The 23,831-nt window shown below is 65.1% G+C and carries 25 protein-coding genes; 18 read left to right on the top strand and 7 right to left on the bottom strand.

Going from position 1 to position 23,831, the window contains the following annotated elements; translation table 11 throughout:
* Position 1: 1 nt before the first annotated feature.
* Together QUV35_RS13895 and QUV35_RS13890 are read left to right on the top strand one after the other, a co-directional pair.
* A complete protein-coding gene (locus QUV35_RS13895; protein ID WP_300875155.1) occupies positions 2 to 829 on the top strand; it encodes an HpcH/HpaI aldolase/citrate lyase family protein in 828 nt (275 codons plus the stop codon).
* 10 nt (positions 830 to 839) lie between these two features.
* A complete protein-coding gene (locus QUV35_RS13890; RefSeq protein ID WP_300875152.1) occupies positions 840 to 1,745 on the top strand; it encodes a class II aldolase/adducin family protein in 906 nt (301 codons plus the stop codon).
* Positions 1,746 to 1,773: 28 nt separating this feature from the next.
* On the opposite strand, the gene QUV35_RS13885 is transcribed toward QUV35_RS13890, so the two are convergent.
* Both QUV35_RS13885 and QUV35_RS13880 read right to left on the bottom strand, forming a co-directional pair.
* A complete protein-coding gene (locus QUV35_RS13885; RefSeq protein WP_300875150.1) occupies positions 1,774 to 3,345 on the bottom strand; it encodes a methyl-accepting chemotaxis protein in 1,572 nt (523 codons plus the stop codon).
* A 49-nt stretch (positions 3,346 to 3,394) separates the two neighbouring features.
* Positions 3,395 to 3,847: a rhodanese-like domain-containing protein gene (locus tag QUV35_RS13880; RefSeq protein WP_300875147.1), complete on the bottom strand. Its 453-nt coding sequence runs from the start codon at positions 3,845 to 3,847 to the stop codon at positions 3,395 to 3,397.
* Positions 3,848 to 4,170: 323 nt separating this feature from the next.
* Here QUV35_RS13880 and QUV35_RS13875 point away from each other — a divergent pair, with 323 nt between their 5' ends.
* From QUV35_RS13875 to QUV35_RS13860, 4 genes are all read left to right on the top strand, one after another.
* Positions 4,171 to 5,205: a 2-dehydropantoate 2-reductase gene (locus tag QUV35_RS13875; RefSeq protein WP_300875145.1), complete on the top strand. Its 1,035-nt coding sequence runs from the start codon at positions 4,171 to 4,173 to the stop codon at positions 5,203 to 5,205.
* Positions 5,206 to 5,246: 41 nt separating this feature from the next.
* The gene (locus tag QUV35_RS13870; RefSeq protein ID WP_300875143.1) at positions 5,247 to 6,074 is read left to right on the top strand and encodes a LuxR C-terminal-related transcriptional regulator; all 828 of its coding nucleotides are present in this window, start codon (positions 5,247 to 5,249) and stop codon (positions 6,072 to 6,074) included.
* Positions 6,075 to 6,185: 111 nt separating this feature from the next.
* Positions 6,186 to 7,292 (top strand): aromatic ring-hydroxylating dioxygenase subunit alpha, encoded by a 1,107-nt coding sequence (locus tag QUV35_RS13865; protein WP_300875141.1) that lies wholly within the window; start codon positions 6,186 to 6,188, stop codon positions 7,290 to 7,292.
* A 17-nt stretch (positions 7,293 to 7,309) separates the two neighbouring features.
* Entirely contained in the window at positions 7,310 to 8,332 is a 1,023-nt protein-coding gene (locus QUV35_RS13860) for a TRAP transporter substrate-binding protein (protein WP_300875138.1), read from the top strand.
* A gap of 7 nt (positions 8,333 to 8,339) precedes the next feature.
* Here the strand turns inward: QUV35_RS13860 and QUV35_RS13855 are convergent, their stop codons facing one another.
* The 3 genes from QUV35_RS13855 to QUV35_RS13845 form a co-directional block, all read right to left on the bottom strand.
* Positions 8,340 to 8,960, bottom strand: coding sequence for a MarC family protein (locus tag QUV35_RS13855; protein ID WP_300875090.1), 621 nt, complete (start codon positions 8,958 to 8,960; stop codon positions 8,340 to 8,342).
* Positions 8,961 to 9,087: 127 nt separating this feature from the next.
* Positions 9,088 to 9,558, bottom strand: a complete 471-nt coding sequence (locus tag QUV35_RS13850; protein ID WP_300875088.1) for a MaoC family dehydratase — start codon at positions 9,556 to 9,558, stop codon at positions 9,088 to 9,090.
* 88 nt (positions 9,559 to 9,646) lie between these two features.
* Positions 9,647 to 10,405, bottom strand: coding sequence for an SDR family oxidoreductase (locus QUV35_RS13845; RefSeq protein WP_300875085.1), 759 nt, complete (start codon positions 10,403 to 10,405; stop codon positions 9,647 to 9,649).
* A gap of 85 nt (positions 10,406 to 10,490) precedes the next feature.
* On the opposite strand from QUV35_RS13845, the gene QUV35_RS13840 reads away from it, so the two are divergent.
* From QUV35_RS13840 to QUV35_RS13830, 3 genes are read left to right on the top strand one after another with little or no spacing between them, the layout of a single operon-like run.
* The gene (locus QUV35_RS13840) at positions 10,491 to 11,090 is read left to right on the top strand and encodes a 2-hydroxychromene-2-carboxylate isomerase (RefSeq protein WP_300875082.1); all 600 of its coding nucleotides are present in this window, start codon (positions 10,491 to 10,493) and stop codon (positions 11,088 to 11,090) included.
* Positions 11,091 to 11,119: 29 nt separating this feature from the next.
* On the top strand, positions 11,120 to 11,803 hold the full coding sequence (locus QUV35_RS13835; protein ID WP_300875080.1) for a dienelactone hydrolase family protein: 684 nt from the start codon (positions 11,120 to 11,122) through the stop codon (positions 11,801 to 11,803).
* Positions 11,804 to 11,809: 6 nt separating this feature from the next.
* Positions 11,810 to 12,739: an amidohydrolase gene (locus tag QUV35_RS13830; RefSeq protein WP_300875077.1), complete on the top strand. Its 930-nt coding sequence runs from the start codon at positions 11,810 to 11,812 to the stop codon at positions 12,737 to 12,739.
* Between the two features lie 15 nt (positions 12,740 to 12,754).
* On the opposite strand, the gene QUV35_RS13825 is transcribed toward QUV35_RS13830, so the two are convergent.
* Entirely contained in the window at positions 12,755 to 13,867 is a 1,113-nt protein-coding gene (locus QUV35_RS13825; RefSeq protein ID WP_300875075.1) for a magnesium transporter CorA family protein, read from the bottom strand.
* A gap of 10 nt (positions 13,868 to 13,877) precedes the next feature.
* Positions 13,878 to 14,879 carry a porphobilinogen synthase gene (gene hemB, locus QUV35_RS13820; RefSeq protein ID WP_300875072.1) on the bottom strand — a complete coding sequence of 334 codons (1,002 nt, stop codon included), beginning with the start codon at positions 14,877 to 14,879 and terminating at the stop codon, positions 13,878 to 13,880.
* Between the two features lie 281 nt (positions 14,880 to 15,160).
* On the opposite strand from hemB, the gene QUV35_RS13815 reads away from it, so the two are divergent.
* The 9 genes from QUV35_RS13815 (at position 15,161) to fusA (ending at position 23,671) form a co-directional block, all read left to right on the top strand.
* Positions 15,161 to 16,285, top strand: a complete 1,125-nt coding sequence (locus tag QUV35_RS13815; RefSeq protein ID WP_300875069.1) for a hypothetical protein — start codon at positions 15,161 to 15,163, stop codon at positions 16,283 to 16,285.
* A 275-nt stretch (positions 16,286 to 16,560) separates the two neighbouring features.
* Positions 16,561 to 16,989 carry a CopD family protein gene (locus tag QUV35_RS13810; RefSeq protein ID WP_300875066.1) on the top strand — a complete coding sequence of 143 codons (429 nt, stop codon included), beginning with the start codon at positions 16,561 to 16,563 and terminating at the stop codon, positions 16,987 to 16,989.
* A 4-nt stretch (positions 16,990 to 16,993) separates the two neighbouring features.
* Entirely contained in the window at positions 16,994 to 18,103 is a 1,110-nt protein-coding gene (locus QUV35_RS13805; protein ID WP_300875063.1) for a VanZ family protein, read from the top strand.
* Between the two features lie 9 nt (positions 18,104 to 18,112).
* The gene (locus QUV35_RS13800; protein ID WP_300875061.1) at positions 18,113 to 18,451 is read left to right on the top strand and encodes a (2Fe-2S) ferredoxin domain-containing protein; all 339 of its coding nucleotides are present in this window, start codon (positions 18,113 to 18,115) and stop codon (positions 18,449 to 18,451) included.
* Positions 18,452 to 18,496: 45 nt separating this feature from the next.
* A complete protein-coding gene (locus QUV35_RS13795; protein ID WP_300875058.1) occupies positions 18,497 to 19,120 on the top strand; it encodes a CocE/NonD family hydrolase in 624 nt (207 codons plus the stop codon).
* A 123-nt stretch (positions 19,121 to 19,243) separates the two neighbouring features.
* Positions 19,244 to 20,350, top strand: coding sequence for a D-alanyl-D-alanine carboxypeptidase family protein (locus QUV35_RS13790; RefSeq protein ID WP_300875055.1), 1,107 nt, complete (start codon positions 19,244 to 19,246; stop codon positions 20,348 to 20,350).
* A 117-nt stretch (positions 20,351 to 20,467) separates the two neighbouring features.
* Positions 20,468 to 20,845 (top strand): 30S ribosomal protein S12, encoded by a 378-nt coding sequence (rpsL, locus tag QUV35_RS13785; RefSeq protein ID WP_056266875.1) that lies wholly within the window; start codon positions 20,468 to 20,470, stop codon positions 20,843 to 20,845.
* Positions 20,846 to 21,003: 158 nt separating this feature from the next.
* Positions 21,004 to 21,474, top strand: coding sequence for a 30S ribosomal protein S7 (gene rpsG, locus QUV35_RS13780; RefSeq protein ID WP_056266870.1), 471 nt, complete (start codon positions 21,004 to 21,006; stop codon positions 21,472 to 21,474).
* Between the two features lie 94 nt (positions 21,475 to 21,568).
* Positions 21,569 to 23,671, top strand: a complete 2,103-nt coding sequence (gene fusA, locus QUV35_RS13775; protein WP_300875051.1) for an elongation factor G — start codon at positions 21,569 to 21,571, stop codon at positions 23,669 to 23,671.
* Positions 23,672 to 23,831 lie beyond the last annotated feature (160 nt).

Raw genomic sequence — 23,831 nt, 5'->3', positions numbered from 1 at the left:
CATGCACACCCCCATCAACACCTTCAAGCAGGCGCTGGCCGCCGGCACACCGCAGATCGGCTTGTGGGCCGCGCTCGCCAGCGCCTACAGCACCGAGCTGCTGGCCGGCATCGGCTATGACTGGCTGCTGATCGACGGCGAACACGCGCCCAACGATGTGCGCAACACCCTGGCGCAGCTGCAGGCCGTGGCCAGCGCGCAGCACGCGTTTGGCGATGCGCGGTCCCACCCCATCGTGCGGGTGCCGGTGGGCACGGGCGAGGTGGGTGTGGCCCTGATCAAGCAGTACCTGGACATCGGCGCACAGACTTTGCTGGTGCCCATGATCGACACCGCCGCGCAGGCCGAAGGGGTGGTCAAGGCCACGCGGTATGCGCCGGCCGGCATCCGCGGCATGGGCAGCGCGCTGGCCCGCGCCTCGCGCTGGCAGGCGCATGCGCGCTACGTGCACGAGGCGAACGACCAGGTCTGTGTGCTGGTGCAGGTGGAAACGGTAGAGGCCATGAAGAACCTCGATGCGATTGCCGCCACACCGGGGGTGGACGGTGTCTTCATCGGCCCGTCCGACCTCAGCGCCTCCATGGGCCACCCGGGCAACCCGGCCCACCCGGACGTGCAGGCCGTGATCGCCGAGGGCGTGCGGCGCATCCGCGCCGCCGGCAAGGCGCCCGGCATCCTGGCGACCACCGAAGCCGGTGCCCGGCAATGGCTGGCCGCCGGCGCGGTGTTCGTGGCGGTCGGCGCCGACACCCTGCTGCTGGCCTCCAGCGCTTCGCAACTGCTTGCGCAATTCAAGGGACCGGTCGCCACCGGCCCCAACACCTATTGAAGGAGACGCCATGAGCGCCACGCTGCGAGCCACCACCGTGCTGCCCCCGGGCATGCATCCCGACGAATGGGCCGCCCGCCTGGAGCTGGCCGCCTGCTACCGCGTCTTCGCCATGCTGGGCTGGACCGAGATGATTTACAACCACATCACGCTGCGCTTGCCTGCGAGCGTGACAGGAGAAGCGGCGGGGAGCTTGGGGGCCCCGGGAAAGCCCGCCGCCGGGCCGCCCCAAGGCGTGGCAGCCCCCTCGGGGGGCAGCGAACCACGCGTAGCGGGGAGCGTGGGGGCCCCGGGAAAGCAGTTCTTGATCAACCCGTTTGGCCTGCACTACAGCGAAGTGACTGCGAGCAACCTGGTGAAGATCAACCTCCAGGGCGAAGTGCTCGGCGGGTCGGCGCACCGCGTCAACCCGGCCGGTTTCACGGTGCACGCCGCGATCCACGACGGCCTGCCCGACGCGCATTGTGTGATGCACACCCACACCACAGCCGGGGTGGCTGTCGCCTGCCTCAGGAACGGCCTGCAGCAGACCAATTTCTACACCGCGCAACTGCACGGCATGCTGGCCTATCACGAGTTCGAGGGCATCACCATCCACGCCGAGGAAGCGCCGCGCCTGCTTCGGAGCATCGGCGACAAACAGGCCGTGATCCTGCGCAACCACGGCCTGCTGGCCTGGGGCACGACGCTGCCGCAGACCTTTGCCATCCTCTGGACGCTGCAGCGCGCCTGCGAGATCCAGCTGGCGACCTTCTCCATGGGTGGCGCCGAGGCCGCCATTCCCGTGCCCGAGAGCATTGCGGCCAGATGCACGCGCGACGCGCTGCAGTTCAGCCCCGACCACGGCGCAGGCCGTGACGTGTTCGATGCGCTGGTGCGGCAGGTGAACCGCCTGGACAGCAGCTACCAGGGCTGACGTTCCAGTCGCTGCGCCATCCGTGATTTCAGCGGAGCTTCTGCTCTGCCAGCCCGCCGAGTTTGAAGACCGCCACCAGCTGCGACAGCCGCAGGGCTTGATCCTTGAGGCTTTCCGATGCCGCAGACGATTGCTCCACCAGAGCGGCGTTCTGCTGGGTCATCTGGTCCAGCTGCGAGACGGCGGTGTTGACCTGGCTGATCCCGCCGGATTGCTCGGCGGTGGAGGCGCTGATGTCGCTCACCATGTCGGCCACCCGCTGCACCGATGACACGATCTCGCCCATGGTCTCCCCGGCACTGGCCACCAGCTGCGTGCCGACGCGGGCTTTTTCCACGCTGGAGCTGATCAGCAAACGGATTTCCTTTGCTGCCTCGGCTGAACGCCCGGCGAGGTTGCGCACTTCGGCGGCCACCACCGAGAAGCCGCGCCCTTGCTCACCGGCCCGGGCGGCTTCCACCGCTGCGTTGAGCGCCAGGATGTTGGTCTGGAAGGCGATGCCGTCGATGACGCCGATGATTTCAGCGATTTGCCGAGACGAGGCGTTGATCTCGTCCATCGTGGCCACCACCTGCGACACCATCGACCCTCCCTTGAGCGCCACTTGCGAGGCGGTGACGGCCAGCTGGTTGGCGGTGCGGGCCGAGTCGGCGGATTGCCGCACCGTGCCGTGCAGCTCTTCCATCGACGCTGCCGTTTCCTGCAGGCTCGAGGCGGTCTGTTCGGTGCGCATCGACAGATCGGCGTTGCCCGTGGCCACCTCCGAGCTTGCCATCTGGATGTTGTCGGACGACTCCCTCACCTGATGGACCAGCTTGTACAGCGCCCGCTGCATGTCGGCCATGGCTTCGATCATGCTGCCCAACTCGTCCTGCCGTGCGGGCGGCACCGGGTGGGACAGATCACCGTCGGCGATGCGCCGCATGGCCTGTTTCACGCCGTCCAGCGGCACCAGGATCGACCGGGTCGTGAACCACGACACCCAGACCAGCAGCATCAGGCAGGCCAGCGCGCCGGCCACGCCGAGCATCAGCAGGCGCTGGCTCTGTGCTCGGGCGTTCTGGTACGTCTCGCCCGACTGCTGCTGTGCAAGAGGAATGAGCGCCTGCAGCGGTTTGACCACTGACGTGACCATCTGTGCCCAGTCGTCTTCCAGCAAGCTGGTGAGTCTTGCGGTGTCTTTGGCCACATAGCCTTGTTCCAGCGCAGAGGTGATGCGCTCCACCGTCGGCCAACCCGCCTGGAGCGCGGCGAACTGTTCGTTCGCTTCGCCCGTTGCGAAAAGGCTCCCCGCGCCGCCCTGGAGTTCAGACCACAAGGTGCCGAGCTCCTCCCGCGTGGCCTTGAGATGGTTCAGCGAACCGGGCACAGGGAGCTGGTCGAGCAACACGCCAGCCGCGCGAAAGCGGACCTCCAGCAAGAGGTTCTCCATGCGTTGCATGCGCACCAGCGACTGGCCGTTCTCTTCAAACATTTCGCTCAGCGCATGTTCGTTGGTCCGGTTGGAGAAAAAGAACAGGGCAGTCACCAGGGAAACCGCCACAACCGCCAGTACGGAGAGCAGCAGCAACCGCTGCCTGATGGAAAGCTTGAAGCGCATGTCGAATCCTCGTTGCAGTGCGTGCAGCTGGAACCTCAAGGTTCCCCGGTCATTGGGTCGGCAGCCCCTTGGCGGTCCATTCCGGCATGCCGCCGCGGAACCAGTTCACCTTGGCATAGCCATTTTTCACCGCCATCGCCGAGGCCTTGTAGCTGCGCCAGCATTCGCCCGCATTGCAGAAAAATACGACGGGAGCGGCCTTGTCGGCGGGCAGTTTGCTGAGGTCGAACTGGTCCTGGGCAGGATCGAAATCAGCCGCCTTGGCGCTCTTTTCGCGGTACGTCAGGCTCTTGGCGCCCTTGATGGACTTTTCGGCGTATTCGGCTGAAACGCGCGTGTCGAAGAAGGGCACGCCGCTGTCCAGCAGCTTCTTGGCCTCGTCGGCCTGAATCACCTTGGCTCCGGCCAGCGATGGGGGAGTCTCAGCGGCCCACGACAGGCTCAGGGAGCCCAGACCCAGGGCCGCTGCGCCAGCCCATTGCATCCAGTTGCGCTTGTTCATCTCGGTTTCTCCTAGAAAGAAAGGACGGTCACGACCGTTCGAGGGTGGCGTCGGACCTGTCGCTGGCGCGGCGAACCTGCCCATGGGCCAGTGTCGCGATCGCAGAAAACCATCCAACGGCAGCATGAAATCAGCTGCTGTGTGTGTATCGGTCTGGCTGGTTGCATCCTTTAGCCGCAATTGACGGCCTTGAGCAGTGCTGTTCCCGCGTTCGGGCGACCTGTGGCCCGGGGTCAGCCGGATAATCGGCCGACCGGCATGGGAACTGCAGCCGGGGTCCGTCCGGGTTCGGCCGGCCGGGTTTTTTCACACAGGTGCCCCGCATGAATGCAAACAACCCTGACCTTTTTGCCCGGGTCGCCATCGTCGGTGCCGGCGCCATCGGCGGCTGGCTCGGCGTGCTGCTGTCGCACACCGGCTGCATCGTCAGCGCGCTCGCCCGCGGCGACACGCTCGCGGCACTCCAGCGCGATGGCCTTCAACTGCACGAGAACGGCCGTCTCATCGGCGCGCCGGTGGAAGCCTCCAGCAGCGCGGCGGCCCTGGGTGTGCAGGACCTGGTCATCGTCGCGGTGAAGGCGCCGGCCCTGGCCGAGGTGGCGCGCGGCATCGCCCCGCTGATCGGCCGCCACACGGTGGTGCTCACCGCCATGAACGGCGTGCCCTGGTGGTTCTTCAACGGCTTCGGCGGCGAGCGCGCCGGCACCCGGCTGACCTCGGTCGACCCCGGCGGCGGCATCGACCGGTCGATCCCGGCGCGCAACGTCATCGGCGGCGTGGTGCACGCCAGCTGTTCCGTCGATGCGCCCGGCGTCATCCGCCACCACTTCGGCAACGGTCTGATCATCGGCGAGCCCTCGGGCGAAGCCACCGAGCGCGTGGCCGCGTTGGCCGAACTGCTGCAGCGTGCCGGGCTCAACGCCACCGTGTCGCCGCAGATCCAGAAGGACGTCTGGTACAAGCTCTGGGGCAACATGACGGTGAACCCGGTGAGCGCGCTCACCGGCGCCACCACCGACCGCATCCTGGGCGACGACCTGGTGCGCGGCTTCATCAGCAGCGTGATGCTGGAAGCCCGGGCCATCGGCGCACGCATCGGCATCCCGATCGACCAGCAGCCCGAAGACCGCCACGCGGTCACGCTCAAGCTCGGCGCCTTCAAGACCTCGATGCTGCAGGACGTCACGGCGAGAAAGCCGGTGGAGCTCGACGCGCTGGTGACCGTGGTGCGCGAACTCGGCCAGCTCACCGGCGTGCCCACGCCGTTCACCGATGCGCTGCTGGGCCTGTCGCGCCTGCAGGCGCAGACGCTCGGCCTCTATCCCCAGCCTCCCCAGCCCGAGCCGAAACAGGGTTAATCCGGTAGGAGGGCGGGGCCGCCGGCTGAAGAATGGTCCGCATGCCCTCCACCTGGTCCCTCGACACGCCACACCCTGGTCACCCGCTCAACGGGGCGGCCGTGGCTGCCTTGCTCGACGTGGCCGCCGGCCCCGCCAGTGCACAGCGCCTGCTGTTCGCCATCAAGCAGGTGGTGCCGGTTGAATACCTCTCGCTGGTGGAATTCCGCCGCCAGCGCCAGGAGGTGATGCCCGAACTGGTGCAGGGCTGTTCGGACCACACCCACGACCGCGATGTGGTGGCCGAGTGTTTTGCCATTTACCGCCGCAGCTACTACCAGAGCGATGCGGTGATGCACCTGGCCGAGCAGGTGGGTCGTCGCCCGGCGCGCGAGGTGGCCGCGCTGCACTGCCGGGCCGACGAACTGCCGGTGGCCGGCTGGCGCGACGACATCTACGTGCGCGAGCGCCTGACCGAGCGCTTCAGCCTGCTGCACGCGCCCGCACCCGGCGTGGTGCACGCCATCCACCTCTACCGGGACGAGCGCCAGGGCCTGTTTCAGGCGCCCGAGATCGAGCAGCTGCTGGCGTTGGCGCCCCTGCTGCGCCAGGCCCACCACGCGTCGTTGCGGGCTGCCGATGCCACGGCCGACCTGTGCGCCCGGGTCGCCAGCGCCGCCGACCGGCTCGAGCACGGCGCGCCGCGCCTGTCGCCGCGCGAACGGGCGGTGTGCGCGCGCATCGCCTGCGGCATCAGCGCAGACGGCATCGCCGCCGAACTCGACATCGCACCCTCGACCGTCGTCACCCTGCGAAAGCGCGCCTATCTCAAGCTGGCCGAGCAGGGCCTGCCTGCGCACCGCATGGGTCTCGCGCGCTGGGTGAACTGAGGCCGCAGCCAGACCGTGCCGATACCCGCGTCCATCCCCCTCGAAGGGGACAGGCCGCTCACAGGACACCCCTAGCATGCTGGCTGGAGACCACCCGAGAAGGAGCTGCCCATGTGGCTGCGCAACTGCTGGTATGTGATTGCCTGGGGTCACGAGATTCCCGCCGCCGGCTCGCCCGAGCTGTTCACCCGCACCGTGCTGGGCGAGCCGGTGCTCGTCTACCGGCTGGACGACGGCACGCTGGTGGCGCTCGAGGACCGTTGCTGCCACCGCCAGGCACCGCTGTCCAAGGGCCGGCGCGAGGGTGACTGTGTGCGCTGCGGCTACCACGGCCTGATGTTCGATCCGCACGGGGCCTGCGTGCAGGCGCCGGGCATTGCGGTGGTGCCTGCCAAAGCCCGGGTGCGCAGCTACCCGGTGGTGCAGCAGAACAACTGGGTGTTTGTCTGGATGGGTGAGCCGGCGCTGGCCGACCCGGCCTTGCTGCCCGACAACTTTTCGTGCGAGCACCCCGACTGGCAGCACAAGCCCGGCTACCTGCACTACGACACGCCCTACCTGTTGATCTGCGACAACCTGCTGGATTTTTCGCACCTGAGCTATGTGCACGAGAAGACGCTGGGCGGCTCCACCCAGATCGCGCAGGCCCGCCCCGACATCGAGCCGGTGTCCGGCGCCAACGCCGACTGGCCGCAGATGGGCATCAAGGTCACCCGGCGGGTGAACGACGTGCCGCCGCCGCCCTTCTACCGAAAGTTCCGCGAGTTCAGCACGAACCTGGACCGCTGGTTCATCTACGACTTCCTGCTGCCCGGCACGCTGCTGATGCACTCCGGCGGCCGGCCCACCGGCACGCAGGGTGAAGACAGCAGCCAGTCGGTGCGCCTGCACAGCTGCCAGACCCTCACGCCCGAGACCGAGACGACCACGCACTATTTCTTCCAGCAGTCGCACCGCGCCGACGAGGGCGATGCCAGCGTGACCGAGAGCATCTTCAACAGCCTGCTGGTGGCCTTCAACGAAGACCGCGACATGATCAGCGCCCAGCACCGCAACCTGGTGCTCAAGCCCGGCCTGCCCATGTTGCCGCTGGCCATGGACGCCGCACTCATCCAGTTCCGGCGCCTGCTCGAACAGCGTGTGCAGGCCGAGCAGGCCAGCCCCCGCGATGGCCTGTCCGCATCCCTTCCCGCGTCCCACCCCGTTCCCATCACCTGACAACAAGGAGACATTCCATGACCCCGACTTCATTCCGCTGGACCCGCACCGCGCTGGCCCTGGCCGCGCTCACCGGCGCTTCATTCGCCCAGGCGCAGACCGTGCTTTCGGTTTCCACCTGGCTGCCGCCCTCGCATGGCGCCACCATGGCGCAAAACCAGTGGTGTGAAGCGGTGGAGAAGGAAACCAGGGGCAGTGTGAAGTGCAACCTGCTGCCCAAGGCGGTGTCGGCGCCACCCGGCACCTTCGACGCGGTGCGCGACGGTCTGGCCGACGTGTCCTTCACGGTCGATGGCTACACGCCCGGTCGCTTCATCTTCACCCAGGTTGCTGAATTCCCGTTCCTGGGCGACAGCTCCACCACCACCTCGGTGGCCTACCAGCGCATCTACAACAAGTACTTCGCGCCGCTGGGTGAACACCGGGGCGTGAAACCGCTGGCGGTGTTCACGCACGGCCCGGGCATCATCTTCACTGTCAAACAACCGGTCACCAGCTCGGCCGACGCGGCCAAGCTGAAGTTCCGCATCGGCGGCGGCAACATCAACGAGCTCTCCAAGTCCATGGGCTGGAACACCACGCTCAAGCCCGCCACCGACTCGTTCGAACTGCTGTCCACCGGCGTGATGGACGGCACCTTCTTCCCCGACGAATCGCTGCAGTCGATGCGCCTGTCGATGGTGAAGTACGCCACCACCTTCCCTGGTGGTCTCTACAACACCAGCTTCGTCTTCATGATGAACCAGGCGAAGTACGACTCGCTCAAGCCCGAAGAGAAGGCCGCCATCGACAAGGTCTCGGGCGAAGCCGCGGCCCGCCTGTTCGGCGCCGGCTGGGACCGCACCGACGCCGCTTCCCGCGACATCCAGAAAACCACCGGGGTTCAGCGCCAGATGGCCAGCGATGCCTTCGTGGGCGAAGTCAGGGCCAAGCAGGCCGCGCTCGAAGACAAGTGGGTGACGGCAGCCGAAGCCCGCGGACTGAAGAACGCCCGCGCCGTGCTGGCCGAATTCCGCGCCGAAACGCAGAAGCTGAAGTGAGCCGACCCTAGCCGGCCAGTGCGGGGAACAACTTCACGAGGCCGGTGGCCATCACCTCCACCGACAGGGCGGCGAGGATCAAACCCATCAGCCGCGTCATCACGTTGATGCCGGTCTGGCCCAGGAAGCGCGCAATGGGCTCGGCCATGGTGAAGCAGATGGCGGTGGCCAGCGCGATCACCACGCCGTAGCCGACCAGCGCAGCGTGCTGGAAAAAGGTCTTGGCCTGGTCGGCGTAGATCACCACGGTGGACATGGTGGCCGGGCCGGTGAGCAGCGGAATGGTGAGCGGCACCACGGCGATCGAGGCGCGCGCCGATGCGTCGTTGACTTCCATTTCGTTGGTCTTGGCCTCGGCGGGTTGGGCGTTGAGCATGGCCAGCGCCGAGGTCAGCAGCAGCATGCCGCCACCGACCTGAAAACTGGCCAGCGAGATGCCGAAGAACTCGAGGATCTGCAGACCGATCAGCGCACAGGTGGCGATGACCGCAAAGGCGCTCACCGATGAGATCAGCACCGTGCGCCGCCGCTGCTTGCGGCTGAAGCCCTGCGTGTAGTGAATGAAAAAAGGCACGATCGCCAGCGGGTTGACGATGGCCAGCAGGGTGATGAGCGGCTTGAAATCCATGATGGATTGTGACCCACCCCCGCCGCGCTGCGCGCGTCCCCCTCGAGGGGGCGCACGCCGGGAGCGGCGAAGCCGGGTCCTCGCCTGCCCTGGATGAGGCACCTCCCGTGCCGGCGCAGCGTGCGGGCTACGGCTGCCCGGGTTCACGGCGGCGGAACATGCCGTAGCCCTCCATGAACAGGACCTTGTCCCCATGCTGGTTGAACATCTCCCAGCTGGTTCGCACCAGGCCCACGTCCAGCCGTTTGCTCATGGCGCGTTTTTCCAGGATGGTGTGCTGCAGGCGCAGCGTGTCGCCGGGGAACACGGGCTTGAGCCATTTGAGGCTGTCCAGGCCGGGCGATCCGAGGCTGGAGCTTTCGCTCAGGAAGTTCGTTACCATCAGCCGCATGGCCATGGCGCAGGTGTGCCAGCCGCTGGCACTCAACGCGCCGAACACCGAGTTCTTCGCGGCTTCGTGGTCCAGGTGAAACGGTTGCGGGTCGAACTGGCGGGCGAAGGCCACGGTCTCTTCTTCGGTCGGGGTGACGGTGCCGAGGTCGCGGGTTTCGCCGACCTCCAGGTCTTCCCACCAGTACTTGATGTGTGATGTATTCATGTCTTTTCGCCGCCGGGCCGCCCCAAGGCGAAAAGCGCCCCCTTTGGGGGCAGCGACCCGCGCAGCGGCGCAGCGTGGGGGTTGTCCATCATCGTCCTCCGGACACGTCCAGCAAACTCATGGTGGTGTAACTCGCCGCGTCCGAGAGCAACCAGACGATGGCCTGCGCCACCTCGTCGGCCGTGCCGCCGCGCTGCATGGGCACCAGGTGCTGCAGGTCGCGCACCCGCGTGGGCAAGCCGCCCGACGCGTGGATACCGGTCTCGATCAGGCCCGGCCGCACCGCGTTCACCCGAATGCCCTCGGCCGCCACTTCCTTGGCCAGCCCGATGGTGAAGGCGTCGATGGCGCCCTTGGCCGCGGCGTAGTCCACGTACTGCCCGGGTGAGCCCAGGCGCGACGCCGCGCTGGACACGTTGACGATCGCACCGCCTTCGCCGCCGTGTTTCGTGCTCATGCGGCGCACCGCTTCGCGTGCGCACAGCAGCGAGCCGATCACGTTGATGTCGAACATGCGCCTGATGCGCGCCAGGCTCATCTCGTCAAGGCGCGCGCTCACATCTACCACGCCGGCGTTGTTCACCAGGCCGTTGAGGCGCCCGAGCTTGGCGTCGATCTTCTGAAACATCGCCAGCACCTGGCCCTCGTCGGCCACATCGGCCTGCACGGTGATGGCCGTGCCGCCGAGGTCGCGGATGCTGCGCACCACCTCGTCGGCGGCCAGCGAATTCGCGGTGTAGTTCACCGCCACCGCCCAGCCCTGCGCGGCCGCCAGCCGTGCGGTGGCCGCACCGATGCCGCGCCCGCCGCCGGTGACCAGCAGCACCCGGCCACTCGCCTTGTCCATAACCTGTCTCCTGCATGAAGTGGTGGCATCGCGTACAACTCGGGGCTACCACATCCGGCCATTACAACAGCCCGAGGAGACCGCCATGCGTCGCGCAGTCGACTACTTCTTTGCCCCCCAGAGTCCCTGGGCCTATCTCGGCCACGAGCGGTTTGCAGCCCTGTTGCGCGAGACCGGCGCCAGCGTGCGTGTCTTGCCCATGGACCTGGGCAAGATCTTCCCGCTCTCCGGCGGTCTGCCCTTGCCCAAGCGCGCGCCCCAGCGCCAGGCCTACCGGCTGTTGGAGCTGCGCCGTTTCAGCCATGCGCTGGCCATGCCTTTGCATCCCGAGCCGCGTTTCTTCCCGGTGGCGGGCGATCCGTCGGCGCGCCTGATCACGGCCGTTGCCATGCACGACGGCGAGGAAGCGGCGATGCGCCTCACGGGCGCGGTGATGAAGTCCGTCTGGGCGCAGGAACGCGACATCGCGTCCATGGACGTGCTGGCTGCCTTGCTTGCAGAATGCGGTCTGGACGCAGCGCGGCTGGCGCAGTCGCAACAACCCGAGGTGCAGGCACGCTACGAGGAACAGACCCAGGCAGCGATCGATGCGCAGGTGTTCGGTGCACCCAGCTACCTGATCGACGGAGAACTGTTCTGGGGCCAGGACCGCCTGGACTTCGTGGCGCGCAAACTGCGGGCCTGAATCCTTCAACCGACACCAGGAGAGCTTCCATGGGACAGACGATCGAACTCAAGTCCGCCGACGGCACAACTTTCTCTGCCTACGTGGCAGAACCCTCCGGCCCGCCCAAGGGGGGACTGGTCGTGCTGCAGGAAATCTTCGGCGTGAACTCGCACATCCGGTCGGTGGCCGACGGCTACGCGGCCGATGGTTACCTTGTGGTGGCACCCGCCACCTTCCATCGCGTGCAGCCCGGCGTGGAACTGGGCTACACCGAGGCCGACATGAACGCCGGTTTCGGCTTCAAGACCGCGGCAGAGGGCCTGCCCCCGCCCGGCGTGATGGCCGACATCCAGGCCGCCATCGACCACGCGGCCCAGGCCGGCAAGGTCGGCATCGTCGGCTATTGCTGGGGCGGCTTGCTCACCTGGCGCGCGGCCTGCACGCTGGATGGACTGTCCGCTGCGGTGCCCTACTACGGCGGTGGCATGACAGCTGCGGCCGATGCCGCACGCGCGCCGACCGTGCCGGTGATGGTTCACTTCGGCGATCAGGATCACTGGATCCCGATGGACACGGTCGAGGTCTTCCAGCGGGCACAGCCCGGCGTGACGGTGCATGTCTACGAGGCCAACCACGGCTTCAACTGCGACCAGCGCGGCTCCTACAACGAAGCCGCAGCCCGGTTGGCGCGCGAGCGCACGCTGGCGTTTTTCGCGCAGCACCTGAGCTGAACGCCGATGCGCCGCGCCAGCCTGCTCGTGTGTCTCGGGATGGCCTGGGTGGGCTCGGTGGCGGCGGCCGACTACAGCGGTCCGCTGTTCGACGCCCACCTGCATTACAACGACGAAGCCTGTGTGCACACGGCACCGTCCCCCGGCTGCCCGCACCCCAAGGCCGACGTGCTGGAGCGCATGAACAAGAGCGGCGTGCGCGCCATCATTGCCAATTCGCGGCCCAATGACGGCACCTTTGCCCTGGCCAGCGCAACCGATCTGACGCGCGCGGCCGGCGTGACCGTGGTGCCCTTCGTGCGCCTCTACCGCAACCGCGCCGACTACAGCAACTGGTTCCGCGACCCGACCATCGTGGACATGGTGAACGCAGAACTCGCGCGCGGCACGCCGGCCGGGCCCTACCGGGGCCTGGGGGAGTTCCACCTCTACGACAGCGCGAATGCCAACGGACCGGTGGCCAGGCAACTCATGGCGCTGGCCGAAGAAAAAGGCCTTGCGATCCTGGCGCACGTGGACGACGTGGCGATCGATTTGCTGATGGCCCACACGAAAGCGGCCAGCGCGGATCGCGCAGCATCGCAACATCGGGACTTTCGCCTGATCTGGGCGCACACGGGCATTGGTGGTACGCCCGCGCAGCGGGTGGACGAACTGTTCGCGCGTTATCCGGCGTTGATGGGTGAGCTCTCGTACCGACCGGGCCTTACCTGCGGCGATGGGCAACTCTGCCCCGACTGGCGCGCCCTGCTGCTCAAGTACCCCGGTCGTTTCATGATCGGCTCCGACACCTGGGTCAACCAGCGCTGGCTGTACTACGGTGAGCTCATGCAGGGCTACCGCACCTGGCTGGGCGGTCTGCCGGCCGATGTGGCGCGGCGCATTGCCTGGGACAACGGCGCGAAGACGTTTGGTGTGGCCACGCCGGCGCGGTGAGTGGCGGGCGGGGACTCAGCGCCCCGGCGAGCGCACCAGGTAACGCTTGCGCCAGAACAGCACGCCCAGCACCGCGGCGGTCAGTGCCATCGAACCGAGGGCCCACCAGAACCCGGTCTGCTGATGAAGCAGCGGGATGAATTCGAAATTCATGCCGAAGATGCCCGCGATCAGGTTCAGCGGCAGAAAGATGGCGGTGAGCGCGGTGAGCGTGCGCATGATGTCGTTGGTGCGGTTGCTCTGCGCTGAAAAATGCATCTGAACCGCGGTCTCGGCGTTCTGCTCGAGCCGGCGCACATGGTGCACCACCCGCTCGATGTGTTCGAGCACATCGCGCGAGCGCACCTTCAGCAGTTCGAGCCCCCGTTGACCACCGTGGTGGTCGTTGGGCTCCCAGGTGGCCAGTGCCTCGATCCAGTCCTGGATGGCCGAGCGCTGGTCTTCGCAGATTTCGTCAAGCTGGTGCAGCGAAATGCGAGCGTCCAGCAGCGACCCCCAGTTGCTGAAGCGGGCCTTCGGGTGCAGCAGTTCGGCCTGCCAGTGGTCCAGCTGGCGCGTGAGTTCACGCCGCAGTTCAAGGTAGCCATCCACCATCTGGTTGATGATGCGCAGCATCAGATCGGCCGGGCTGGGCGGCAAATGCACGCCGGCGGCCCGCGAGGCGGCGGAGGCGGCCGAGTTCAGCCGCGCGGCATACTGGTCCAGAACCAGGCAGCCGGCCGGGTGCACGGTCAGCAACACGCGTTCGAAAACCGCGAAGCCGACCGGGCTGGTGTCGATGCGACGCAGCACCGGAGGCCCGCCACGCTTGGTCGAGTGTGTCAGCACCGTGCCCGGGTGGGCGAGGTCGGTTTCGCTGTGACCGGCCGCCAGACGACGGAACACCAGGATGTCGTATTGCGAGGTGTAGTCGTAGTGCGAGGGCAACTGGTTGTTGAGCAGGTCGGAGAGGTGCAGGTCCACCAGCGTCATGCCGCAAAGCACCTGCAGGGTGCTTTGCACCGCGCCCTGCTCCAGCTCGAACTCGCGCCGACCGCAGGCGATCCACAGGTAGCCCTTGCCGGGCATCACCATCGGCAGGCTCGCCGACTCGCTCACCGAGCCGGGCAGGATGTGGAAGACGCGCATGGACGGGCGCTCAGCCGCGCAGCAGGCGGGCTGCGTCGCGCGCGAAATAGGTCAGCACGCCGTCGGCGCCTGCGCGCTTGAAAGCCAGCAGGCTCTCCATCATCACCGCATCGTGGTCCAGCCAGCCGTTGATGGCGGCGGCCTTGAGCATGGCGTACTCGCCGCTGACCTGGTAAGCGAAGGTGGGCACCGCGAATTCGTCTTTCACCCGGCGCACGATGTCCAGGTAAGGCATGCCGGGTTTGACCATGACCATGTCGGCGCCTTCGGCCAGGTCCAGTGCCACTTCGCGCAGTGCTTCGTTGGAGTTCCCCGGGTCCATCTGGTAGACCTTCTTGTCGGCCTTGCCCAGGTTGGCAGCCGAGCCCACCGCGTCGCGGAACGGACCGTAGAAAGCACTGGCGTACTTCGCGCTGTAGGCCATGATCTTCGTGTGCACCAGGCCGTTGGCTTCAAGTGCGGTGCGAATGGCGCCGATGCGGCCGTCCATCATGTCGCTGGGTGCGACCATGTCCACGCCCGCCTGCGCCTGGTTCACCGCCTGCTTCACCAGAATCTCCACCGTGGGGTCGTTCAGGATGTAGTTGTTGTCGTCCAGCAGGCCGTCCTGGCCATGGCTGGTGTAGGGGTCGAGCGCCACATCGGTCATCACGCCGAGTTGGGGAAACCGCTTTTTCAGCTCACGAACCACGCGCGGCACCAGGCCTTCAGGGTTCAGTGCTTCCCGGCCGTCGGGCGTCTTCAGCGATTGGTCGATCACGGGAAACAAGGCCATCACCGGAATGCCCAGCGCCACGCAGTCCTCGGCCACCGGCAACAACAGATCCAGGCTCAGGCGCTCGACGCCCGGCATTGAGCCCACGGCTTCGCGACGGCCCGAGCCATCCAGCACGAACACCGGGTAGATCAGATCGGCCGGACTCAGCCGGTTCTCGCGCACCAGGTCGCGGGTGAACGGGTCCCGGCGCAGGCGTCGGGGGCGGCTGAAGGGGTAGGGGGCGGGGTTGTGCATCAGGCTATTGTGGCAAACAGCCAGCCCTTGCGGGTGTCGCCCTGGCCCGGTCGGCCGGCCATTCGTGGCATTGGTGGATTCAAAGGTGCCGGCATTGTGTTGAAGTCCACGGTAAGAAGAAATGATTGATACCCCCCCACGGTTCCAGCACGAATCGGTCGTGATAATTGCAATTTGCAACATTTGCCCGGCCTCTTCTGAAGACTTGTGGCTATTTGCGAGCCCTCCTTCAGACCGTTGCGAAACGCACGTTCCCGCTTTACCGAACCTGTCCACCGACCATGCTTTCTGTCAAAAAGAACCATGCCAGCGCCCCCGCAGCCGCAAAGCCGGGTGGCCATGCCGAACAACCCTGGTCACTGGAAGCGCACTGGCCCGAACTGGTGGCGGGCCTGGCCGACCAGATCACCGAGGGAGTCAGCGCACTCCAGAACAGCATCGACCAGCTGCTGGCCAAGGATCGCATCACCTCTGCTGAACACCGTTCCCTGAGCATCCCCACCCAGCGCCTGAAAATGGCTGGCGTCAGCACGCAGCAGATCCACCGCTTCTATGGCGGACGAATCCGTCAGTCGCACGAGAAGGTGGACATGGCTCAGTTGGTCGAGGGCATTCTTCAGGACCGCAAGGTCGAGTTGGGTGTGCTCGGCATCGAGCTGCGCCGCAAGCTCAAGCCGGTGGAAGTGCTGGTGGACCCGACGGTGGCCTACACATTCGTCAACGCAGTGCTCGACTGGGGCCTGCCATTCGGCAACCGCATCGACGTGCGCATGGACATGAACGCCTGGCCCAAACACGCGCGACTGCAGGTTCGGGTGTCGAACGACGGTGCTCCTCCTTCCAGCGTTGCGATGCTCGACAGCCTGAGTTGGGTGCTCATCCGCCAGATTGCGCAGACCGCTGGCGGCATCGAGATCAGTCGCGAAGTCACCGACGATGGTGTGAGTTTCACAGCCTTGTTCACGCGCACCGTGCAGGCTGTGGACGGCATTTCCGCTGTTGAACTCTCGGACGATCACTCGTCGATGTTCAAGTCGCTCTCCGGCATTTATGTGTTGACGATCTCTCCGACACTGCAGATTCGCGCCGACATCCGGGACGCCCTGCGGGAGATCGGCGTGATGTCCGACAGCGTGGTCGATTTCGAACAGGCGCGCCAGGCGCTTCGAAGTCGCATGCCCAACCTCATCATCGTGGACTCGGAAATCAAGGGTGAAGCGTTCGACATGTTCCGGCGCGAGCTGCTGCGCGAGGTTTTCGAATTTCCGTTCGTGGAAATTTCTCCCGACGACAGCTCTTTCGACATGTCCGGTTTTGGCGAACTGTCCATGGCCAAGGTGGGGCGCGGCAACATCCGCGAAGCGCTCGGCACGGCCGTGATGTTCGAGCTGGCCAAGATGATGTAGACCGGTTCGATCCTGCGGCGCTGGTCGGTCTGGAATGTCAGCAATGTCAAGGTTGACAGGTCAAAGTTGGATATCCGATTTGTTTGGTGTACCATGCCGTTGGGCCGCCGCAAGGCGGCTCCCCGCTTTTCCTCCCTGAGCGGGTGCCTTGGTGTGTGACAGCAAAAAGGCTTCCCGACCCGGTCCAAACGGCCGGGTTTTTTTTGTCCCGTTACCCGCCAGAGGCCATTGGCGAGAACGCACAACCGGCTCTGAACGGGGGCTACACTGCCCCCATGCTTTGGGTCAAATCCTTCCATATCGTTTTCGTGGCCAGCTGGTTTGCCGGCCTTTTTTACCTGCCCAGGATTTTCGTGAACCTGGCCATGGTGCCGGCCGAGAGCCTCGCGGAACGTGAGCGCTTGCTCCTCATGGCGCGCAAGCTGATGCGTTTCACCAGCCTGCTGGCGGTACCCGCAGTGGCACTGGGCCTGTGGCTCTGGTTGGGTTATGGAATCGGTCTGGGCGCGGGCAATGGCTGGATGCACGCCAAGCTGGTGGTGGTGGTGCTCGCGCTGGCCTATCACCACACCTGCGGTGTGATGCTCAAGCGGTTTTCCCAGGGCGCCAACCGCCGCAACCATGTCTGGTACCGATGGTTCAACGAGGCTCCCGTGATCCTGCTCGTGATGGCGGTGGTTCTGGTGGTCGTCAAGCCTTTCTGATGCTTTGAAAGCACGCACCTCCGCCTGGCCGCTGGCGTTGCTTTTCGCCGGCATGGTGGTGTATGCCAGCCTCTACCCGTTCACAGGGTGGCGCGACCAGGGTGTGGTGCCGCTGGCTTTCCTGCAGGCGCCTTTGCCCCAGTACTGGACCGGATTCGACATCGCCTCCAATCTGGTGGGATATGCCCCGCTGGGCTTTCTGCTGGCACTGGCCCTGCGGCGCTCTGGCGTGGGGCAGTGGGCCTGGCTGGTGGCCCTGGCGCTTCCGGTGCTGCTGTCGCTGGCCGTGGAGATGCTTCAGAGCTACCTGCCCATGCGGGTGCCTTCCAACGTTGATCTGGCGCTGAACGCCCTTGGCGCCGCACTGGGGGTCGCACTCGCGATGTTGATCGAGTGGTTGGGCGCCCTGCGCCGCTGGAGCCAGATCCGGGCCAACTGGTTTGAGCCTTCTGCCCATGGGGGACTCGTGCTGTTGGCGCTGTGGCCGTTTGCCTTGCTGTACCCGCAGCCCGTGCCGTTCGGACTGGGGCAAGTCCGTGATCGCCTGGAAGATGCGCTCACGACGTTGTTGATGGACACGCCGTTTCTCTCCTGGGTCCCCGTCCGCCAGACGGCGCCGGCGCCTTTGAGTCCTCTGGCCGAGGCGTTTTGCATAGGCTTGTGCGTGCTGACGCCTCTGCTCATGGGCTACGCAGACATGCGATCGAGGATCCGCCGGCTGTTTTTCTGCGGCCTTGTCGTGGCGGGTGCCGTCTGCGTCGCGGGCTTGTCAGCCGCACTGACCTACGGCCCGGACCACGCATGGGCCTGGCTCACGCCGCAGGCGCAGCTGGGTCTGATCCTTGCTGTGGTGGTGGGCGTGTCGTGTGTCCTGATGCCTCGCAGGATGTGCAACGTGGTCATGCTGCTGTGTCTGGCTGTCTCTCTTGCCTTGCTCAACGGAGCGCCCATCAGCCCCTATTTCGCGCAGTCGCTCGAAGTCTGGGAGCAAGGACGCTTCATCCGTTTCCACGGGCTCTCCCAATGGCTGGGCTGGATGTGGCCATTTGCCGCTCTCGTGTTTGGCCTGCTGGCGGTGTCGCGCTCGACCGCCACTCCCACACACGCCAACTAGAATCCGGGGATGATTGAAAACAAGTCTTATTACGAGCGCCACATCTTTTTCTGCCTCAACCAGCGTGACAGTGGTGAGGCCTCCTGCGCGCAACACAAAGCGCAGGCTGCATTCGATCGCTGCAAGTCACAGGCCAAATCGATGGGCCTGCTCGGAGAGGGCAAGGTGCGCGTGAACAAGGCGGGTTGCCTCGACCGTTGTTCGGGAGGCCCGATCGCCGTGGTCTATCCGGAGGCGGTCTGGTACACGTATGTCGACGAGCACGACATCGACGAGATCGTTCAATCGCACCTGCGCGATGGCGTGGTGGTGCAGCGGCTTGTGACGCCCGCCGATGTGGGCCGTTGACCCTGCACAGCGTGTCTGCGTCCGGGTGAACGCGGTCGGCCCGACATGAATGCCCAAACCGAGAGCCTGACCATGGCCGGGCCTGCGGGACTGATCGAGCTGGCCATCGACCGCCCTGAAGCCACACCCCGCGGAACCGCGGTCATTGCGCACCCACATCCCCTGCACGGCGGCACGTTGACGAACAAGGTGGTGCAGACGCTGGCCCGAGCATGTGTGCTTGCCGGCTGGACCGCTGTGCGTTTCAATTTTCGTGGTGTGGGGGCCAGCGAGGGCCAGTACGACGAAGGGCGCGGCGAGCTCAAGGATCTTCTGGCTGTGGTCGCAACCCAGGCGGGCGAGGGCGCCCTGTGTCTGGCCGGGTTCTCGTTCGGCGCGTTCGTCACCAGTCATGCGGCCGCCAGCCTGCACGCCTCACGCGATCTTCAGCATCTGGTGCTGGTCGGCACAGCTGCCAGCCGGTTCGACGTCGCTCCGGTGAACGCGGAACTCCATGCCCGAACCCTGGTCGTTCATGGGGAGCAGGACGACACGGTCCCGCTGTCCAGCGTGATGGACTGGGCCCGGCCTCAGGTGCTGCCTGTTCTGGTGGTGCCGGGTGGAGGCCATTTCTTTCATGGTCAGCTTCCCTTGTTGCGGGAGTTGGTGCTGCGTCACCTGCGGGCCTGACGGGCCAGGCAGGTTTTCTTTTTTTGCTTCTCGTTGAAGGACTGGATTTTGTTTCGTCGTTTCTCTGCCCTGTTGCTTTCTGCGGTCGTGCTGTGCGGGTCGGTTCTGCCGGCATCCGCCCAAATGCCACAAGCCCCCGAGGTGGCGGCCAAGGCCTATCTCTTGATGGACGTGACCTCCGGTCAGGTGTTGGCGTCATTGAATCCCGATCAGTCCGTCGAGCCGGCCTCGCTGACCAAGCTGATGACGGCGTACATCGTTTTTGATGCACTCAAGTCCGGCAAGATCAGCCTGACGCAAACCTTCGGGGTGAGCGAACGCGCCTGGAAAATGCCGGGCTCGCGCATGTTCATCGACCCCAAGATGCAGGTGCCGGTCGAGGACCTTGTCAAGGGAATGATCGTGCAGTCGGGCAACGACGCCACGGTCGCCCTTGCCGAAGGGGTGGCTGGATCGGTGGAGCGTTTTGTCGAACTCATGAACGCGCAGGCCAAGTCCCTGGGCATGAATTCAACCGGCTACCGCAACCCGGAAGGTCTGACCGAAGCGGGTCACACAACGACCGCCCGCGATCTCGCCATCCTGTCCAACCGGCTGATGACCGACTTTCCGGACTATGTGCCGTACTACGCGATCCAGCGCTACCGCTACCCCGGAACGCCGGCGGCGAACGACACCAACCGCAACATGCTGCTGTTTCGCGACCCCAGCGTGGACGGTCTGAAGACGGGGCACACCAATGCCGCTGGCTATTGCCTGGTCGCCACAGCGCGGCGGCAGGTGGCGGCACTCGGAGAGGGCCCACAGGGGCAGCGACGGCTGATCAGCATCCTGCTCGGGGCCGCCAGCGAAAATGCCCGTGCCGCTGAAACCCAGAAGCTGCTGAACTGGGGCTACACGGCATATGACGCCGTGCGTTTGTTCCCCGCGGGTCAGCCTGTGGCCACTCCCCGCGTGTGGAAGGGCAAGGCCGAGCAGATCAAGCTTGGACGCCCGGAAGGGGTGGTGGTTTCCGTGCCTGCGGGCGAAGGTGCGCGCCTGAAGACCGAGGTGATCCGCCCCGAACCCCTGGTGGCTCCGTTCAATCGCGGAGATGCACTCGGCACGCTGCGCGTGACCCTGGCCGGCGGCGCGACGGTGGCCGAGGTGCCCCTGGTGGTGATGGAAACCGTCGAAGAAAGCGGCGTCTTCGGCCGCGCCTGGGACGCCATCCGCCTCTGGATCCAGTGAAGGCCTGCAGCCACTGAATTGCCAGGGGCCCACCCTCGTGCTACATTAGCGGGCTTTTCGGAATTTTCCGAAGAGCTTTCCGTTTTCGCTTTTCTCAAACGTTTAGGGACGTTTTCAATGCCAACCATCAATCAACTCGTGCGCCACGGCCGGGAGGTCGAAAAGACCAAGTCCAAGAGCCCGGCCATGGAAAATTCTCCGCAGCGTCGCGGTGTGTGCACCCGTGTGTACACCACGACCCCCAAGAAGCCCAACTCCGCTCTGCGCAAGGTTGCCAAAGTGCGCCTGACCAACGGTTTTGAGGTCATTTCCTACATCGGCGGCGAAGGCCACAACCTCCAGGAACACAGCGTCGTGCTGGTCCGCGGCGGTCGTGTCAAGGACTTGCCCGGTGTGCGCTATCACATCGTGCGCGGTTCGCTCGACCTGCAGGGCGTGAAAGACCGCAAGCAGTCGCGCTCCAAGTACGGTGCGAAAAAGCCCAAGGCCAAGTAATCCTGGTTCGAATTCAAGGTGCTGTTCGCCGCGTGGCGCGGTGATGCAGCGTAGTGACCCGAAGCGCGGAATTGTCCGTGTGGGTCGAGTAAGTGAGGGTTCCAATGACCCTCGCGGTGCCTGCCAAGGTGCCAACTGAAGCAATATGAGGTGAAAAAATGCCACGTCGTCGCGAAGTCCCTAAACGTGAAATCCTGCCGGATCCCAAGTTCGGCAACGTCGAGCTCTCCAAGTTCATGAACGTGATCATGGAAGGCGGCAAGAAAGCTGTCGCCGAGCGCATCATTTATGGCGCGCTGGAGCAGATCGAGAAGAAGAGCGGCAAAGACCCGGTCGAAATCTTCTCGGTGGCCATCAACAACGTCAAGCCCATGGTCGAGGTGAAGTCCCGCCGTGTCGGTGGTGCCAACTACCAGGTGCCTGTTGAAGTGCGCCCCGTCCGTCGTCTGGCGTTGTCGATGCGCTGGATCAAGGAAGCCGCGCGCAAGCGCAGCGAAAAGTCCATGGCACTGCGCCTGGCAAACGAGCTGATCGAAGCCACCGAAGGCCGTGGCGGCGCGATGAAAAAGCGCGATGAAGTCCACCGCATGGCCGAGGCCAACAAGGCCTTCAGCCACTTCCGCTTCTGATCCGGGCCACCGCCCCTTAGAGCATTCAGCACCGAGAGCCCGCGTCCCTTGATTTCCAGGGGTGGCGGGCTCGATCCCTTTTCGGAGTATTTCCATGTCCCGCATCACGCCCCTTGAGCGCTATCGCAACATTGGTATTTCCGCGCACATCGATGCCGGCAAGACCACCACCACCGAACGCATCCTGTTCTACACCGGTGTCAACCACAAGATCGGTGAAGTTCACGATGGCGCGGCCACCATGGACTGGATGGAGCAGGAGCAAGAGCGTGGCATCACGATCACCTCGGCTGCCACCACCTGTTTCTGGAAGGGCATGGACATGTCCTTCCCGGAGCACCGCATCAACATCATCGACACTCCCGGCCACGTCGACTTCACCATCGAGGTGGAGCGCTCCATGCGCGTGCTTGACGGCGCCTGCATGGTGTATTGCGCTGTGGGTGGCGTGCAGCCCCAGTCGGAGACCGTCTGGCGCCAGGCCAACAAATACAAGGTGCCTCGCCTGGCCTTCGTGAACAAGATGGACCGCACCGGCGCCAACTTCTTCAAGGTTGTCGAGCAGATGAAGCTGCGCCTGAAGGCCAACCCCGTGCCGATCGTGATTCCAATCGGTGCTGAAGAGCACTTCACCGGCGTGGTCGACCTGCGCAAGATGAAGGCCATCATCTGGGACGAAGCGTCGCAAGGCATGAAGTTCGAGTTCCAGGAAATCCCGGCCGAACTGCTCGAAACCGCCAAGATCTGGCGCGAGAAGATGGTTGAAGCCGCGGCCGAAGCCTCTGAAGAGCTGATGAACAAGTACCTTGAAGAAGGCGACCTGACCGAAGAAGAGATCACCCACGGCCTGCGCGTGCGCACGCTGGCGGTCGAGATCCAGCCGATGTTGTGCGGTACGGCGTTCAAGAACAAGGGTGTCCAGCGCATGCTTGACGCCGTGATCGAGCTCATGCCCTCGCCGGTGGACATCGAAGACGTCAAAGGCACGGACGATGACGAAGAAGTCACCAGCCGCCGTCCGGATGACAACGAGAAGTTCTCGGCCCTGGCATTCAAGCTGATGACCGACCCGTACGTTGGCCAGCTCACGTTCGTGCGTGTGTATTCGGGCGTGATGAAAAAAGGCGACAGCGTCTACAACCCCATCAAGGGCAAGAAAGAGCGCATCGGCCGGATCGTGCAGATGCACGCCAACAACCGCCAGGAAGTCGAAGAAATCCGCGCGGGCGACATCGCCGCCTGCGTGGGTCTGAAAGACGTGACCACGGGCGAAACCCTGTGCGATCCTGAAGCCATCATCATGCTCGAGCGCATGGTCTTCCCGGAGCCCGTGATTGCGCAGGCCGTGGAACCCAAGACCAAGGCCGACCAGGAGAAGATGGGCATCGCCCTGCAGCGCCTCGCCGCTGAAGATCCTTCCTTCCGTGTCAAGACCGACGAAGAATCGGGTCAGACCATCATCGCCGGCATGGGCGAGCTTCACCTGGAAATCCTGGTGGACCGCATGAAGCGCGAATTCGGCGTCGAAGCCAACGTCGGCAAGCCGCAGGTGGCCTACCGCGAAACCATCCGCAAGACGGTGGAGGATTCGGAAGGCAAGTTCGTGCGCCAGTCGGGCGGCAAGGGCCAGTACGGCCACGTGGTCTTCAAGATCGAGCCCAACGAAGCCGGCAAGGGCTTTGAGTTCGTCGACGCCATCAAGGGCGGCGTGGTGCCGCGCGAATACATCCCTGCGGTGGAAAAAGGCGTGATCGAAGCGCTGACCACGGGCGTGCTGGCCGGTTACCCGGTGGTCGACGTCAAGGTCACCCTGCACTTCGGCTCGTACCACGATGTGGACTCGTCCGAGATGGCCTTCAAGATGGCCGCCATCTTCGGTTTCAAGGAAGGCTGCCGCAAGGCCAGCCCGGTGATTCTCGAGCCCATGATGGCGGTGGAGGTGGAGACGCCTGAAGACTATGCCGGCAACGTGATGGGCGACCTGTCCAGCCGCCGCGGCATGGTGCAGGGCATGGAAGACATGGTTGGTGGCGGCAAGGCCATCAAGGCCGAGGTGCCCCTGTCTGAAATGTTCGGCTACTCCACGACCCTGCGCTCGATGTCGCAAGGCCGCGCCACCTACTCGATGGAATTCAAGCACTACGCCGAAGCACCGCGCAACGTGGCCGAAGCCATCGTCGCAGCACGCGCCAAGTAAGTTTTTAGCCGGTCTGCGATCACGCGCCGCCCTGTCCCCGTGCGGGGCGAACCAGCAGTGTGATGCAGACCTTAAACCGTGACACGGGTTTTGTTCTTTAGGAATTGAAAAATGGCAAAAGAGAAATTTGAGCGGACCAAGCCGCACGTGAACGTGGGCA

It is taken from the genome of Hydrogenophaga sp. (assembly GCF_030373225.1).
Taxonomy (GTDB): Bacteria; Pseudomonadota; Gammaproteobacteria; order Burkholderiales; family Burkholderiaceae_C; genus Hydrogenophaga.
Note: the sequence above shows the minus strand (reverse complement) of the source record. Positions and strands in the feature narration are given on the sequence as shown.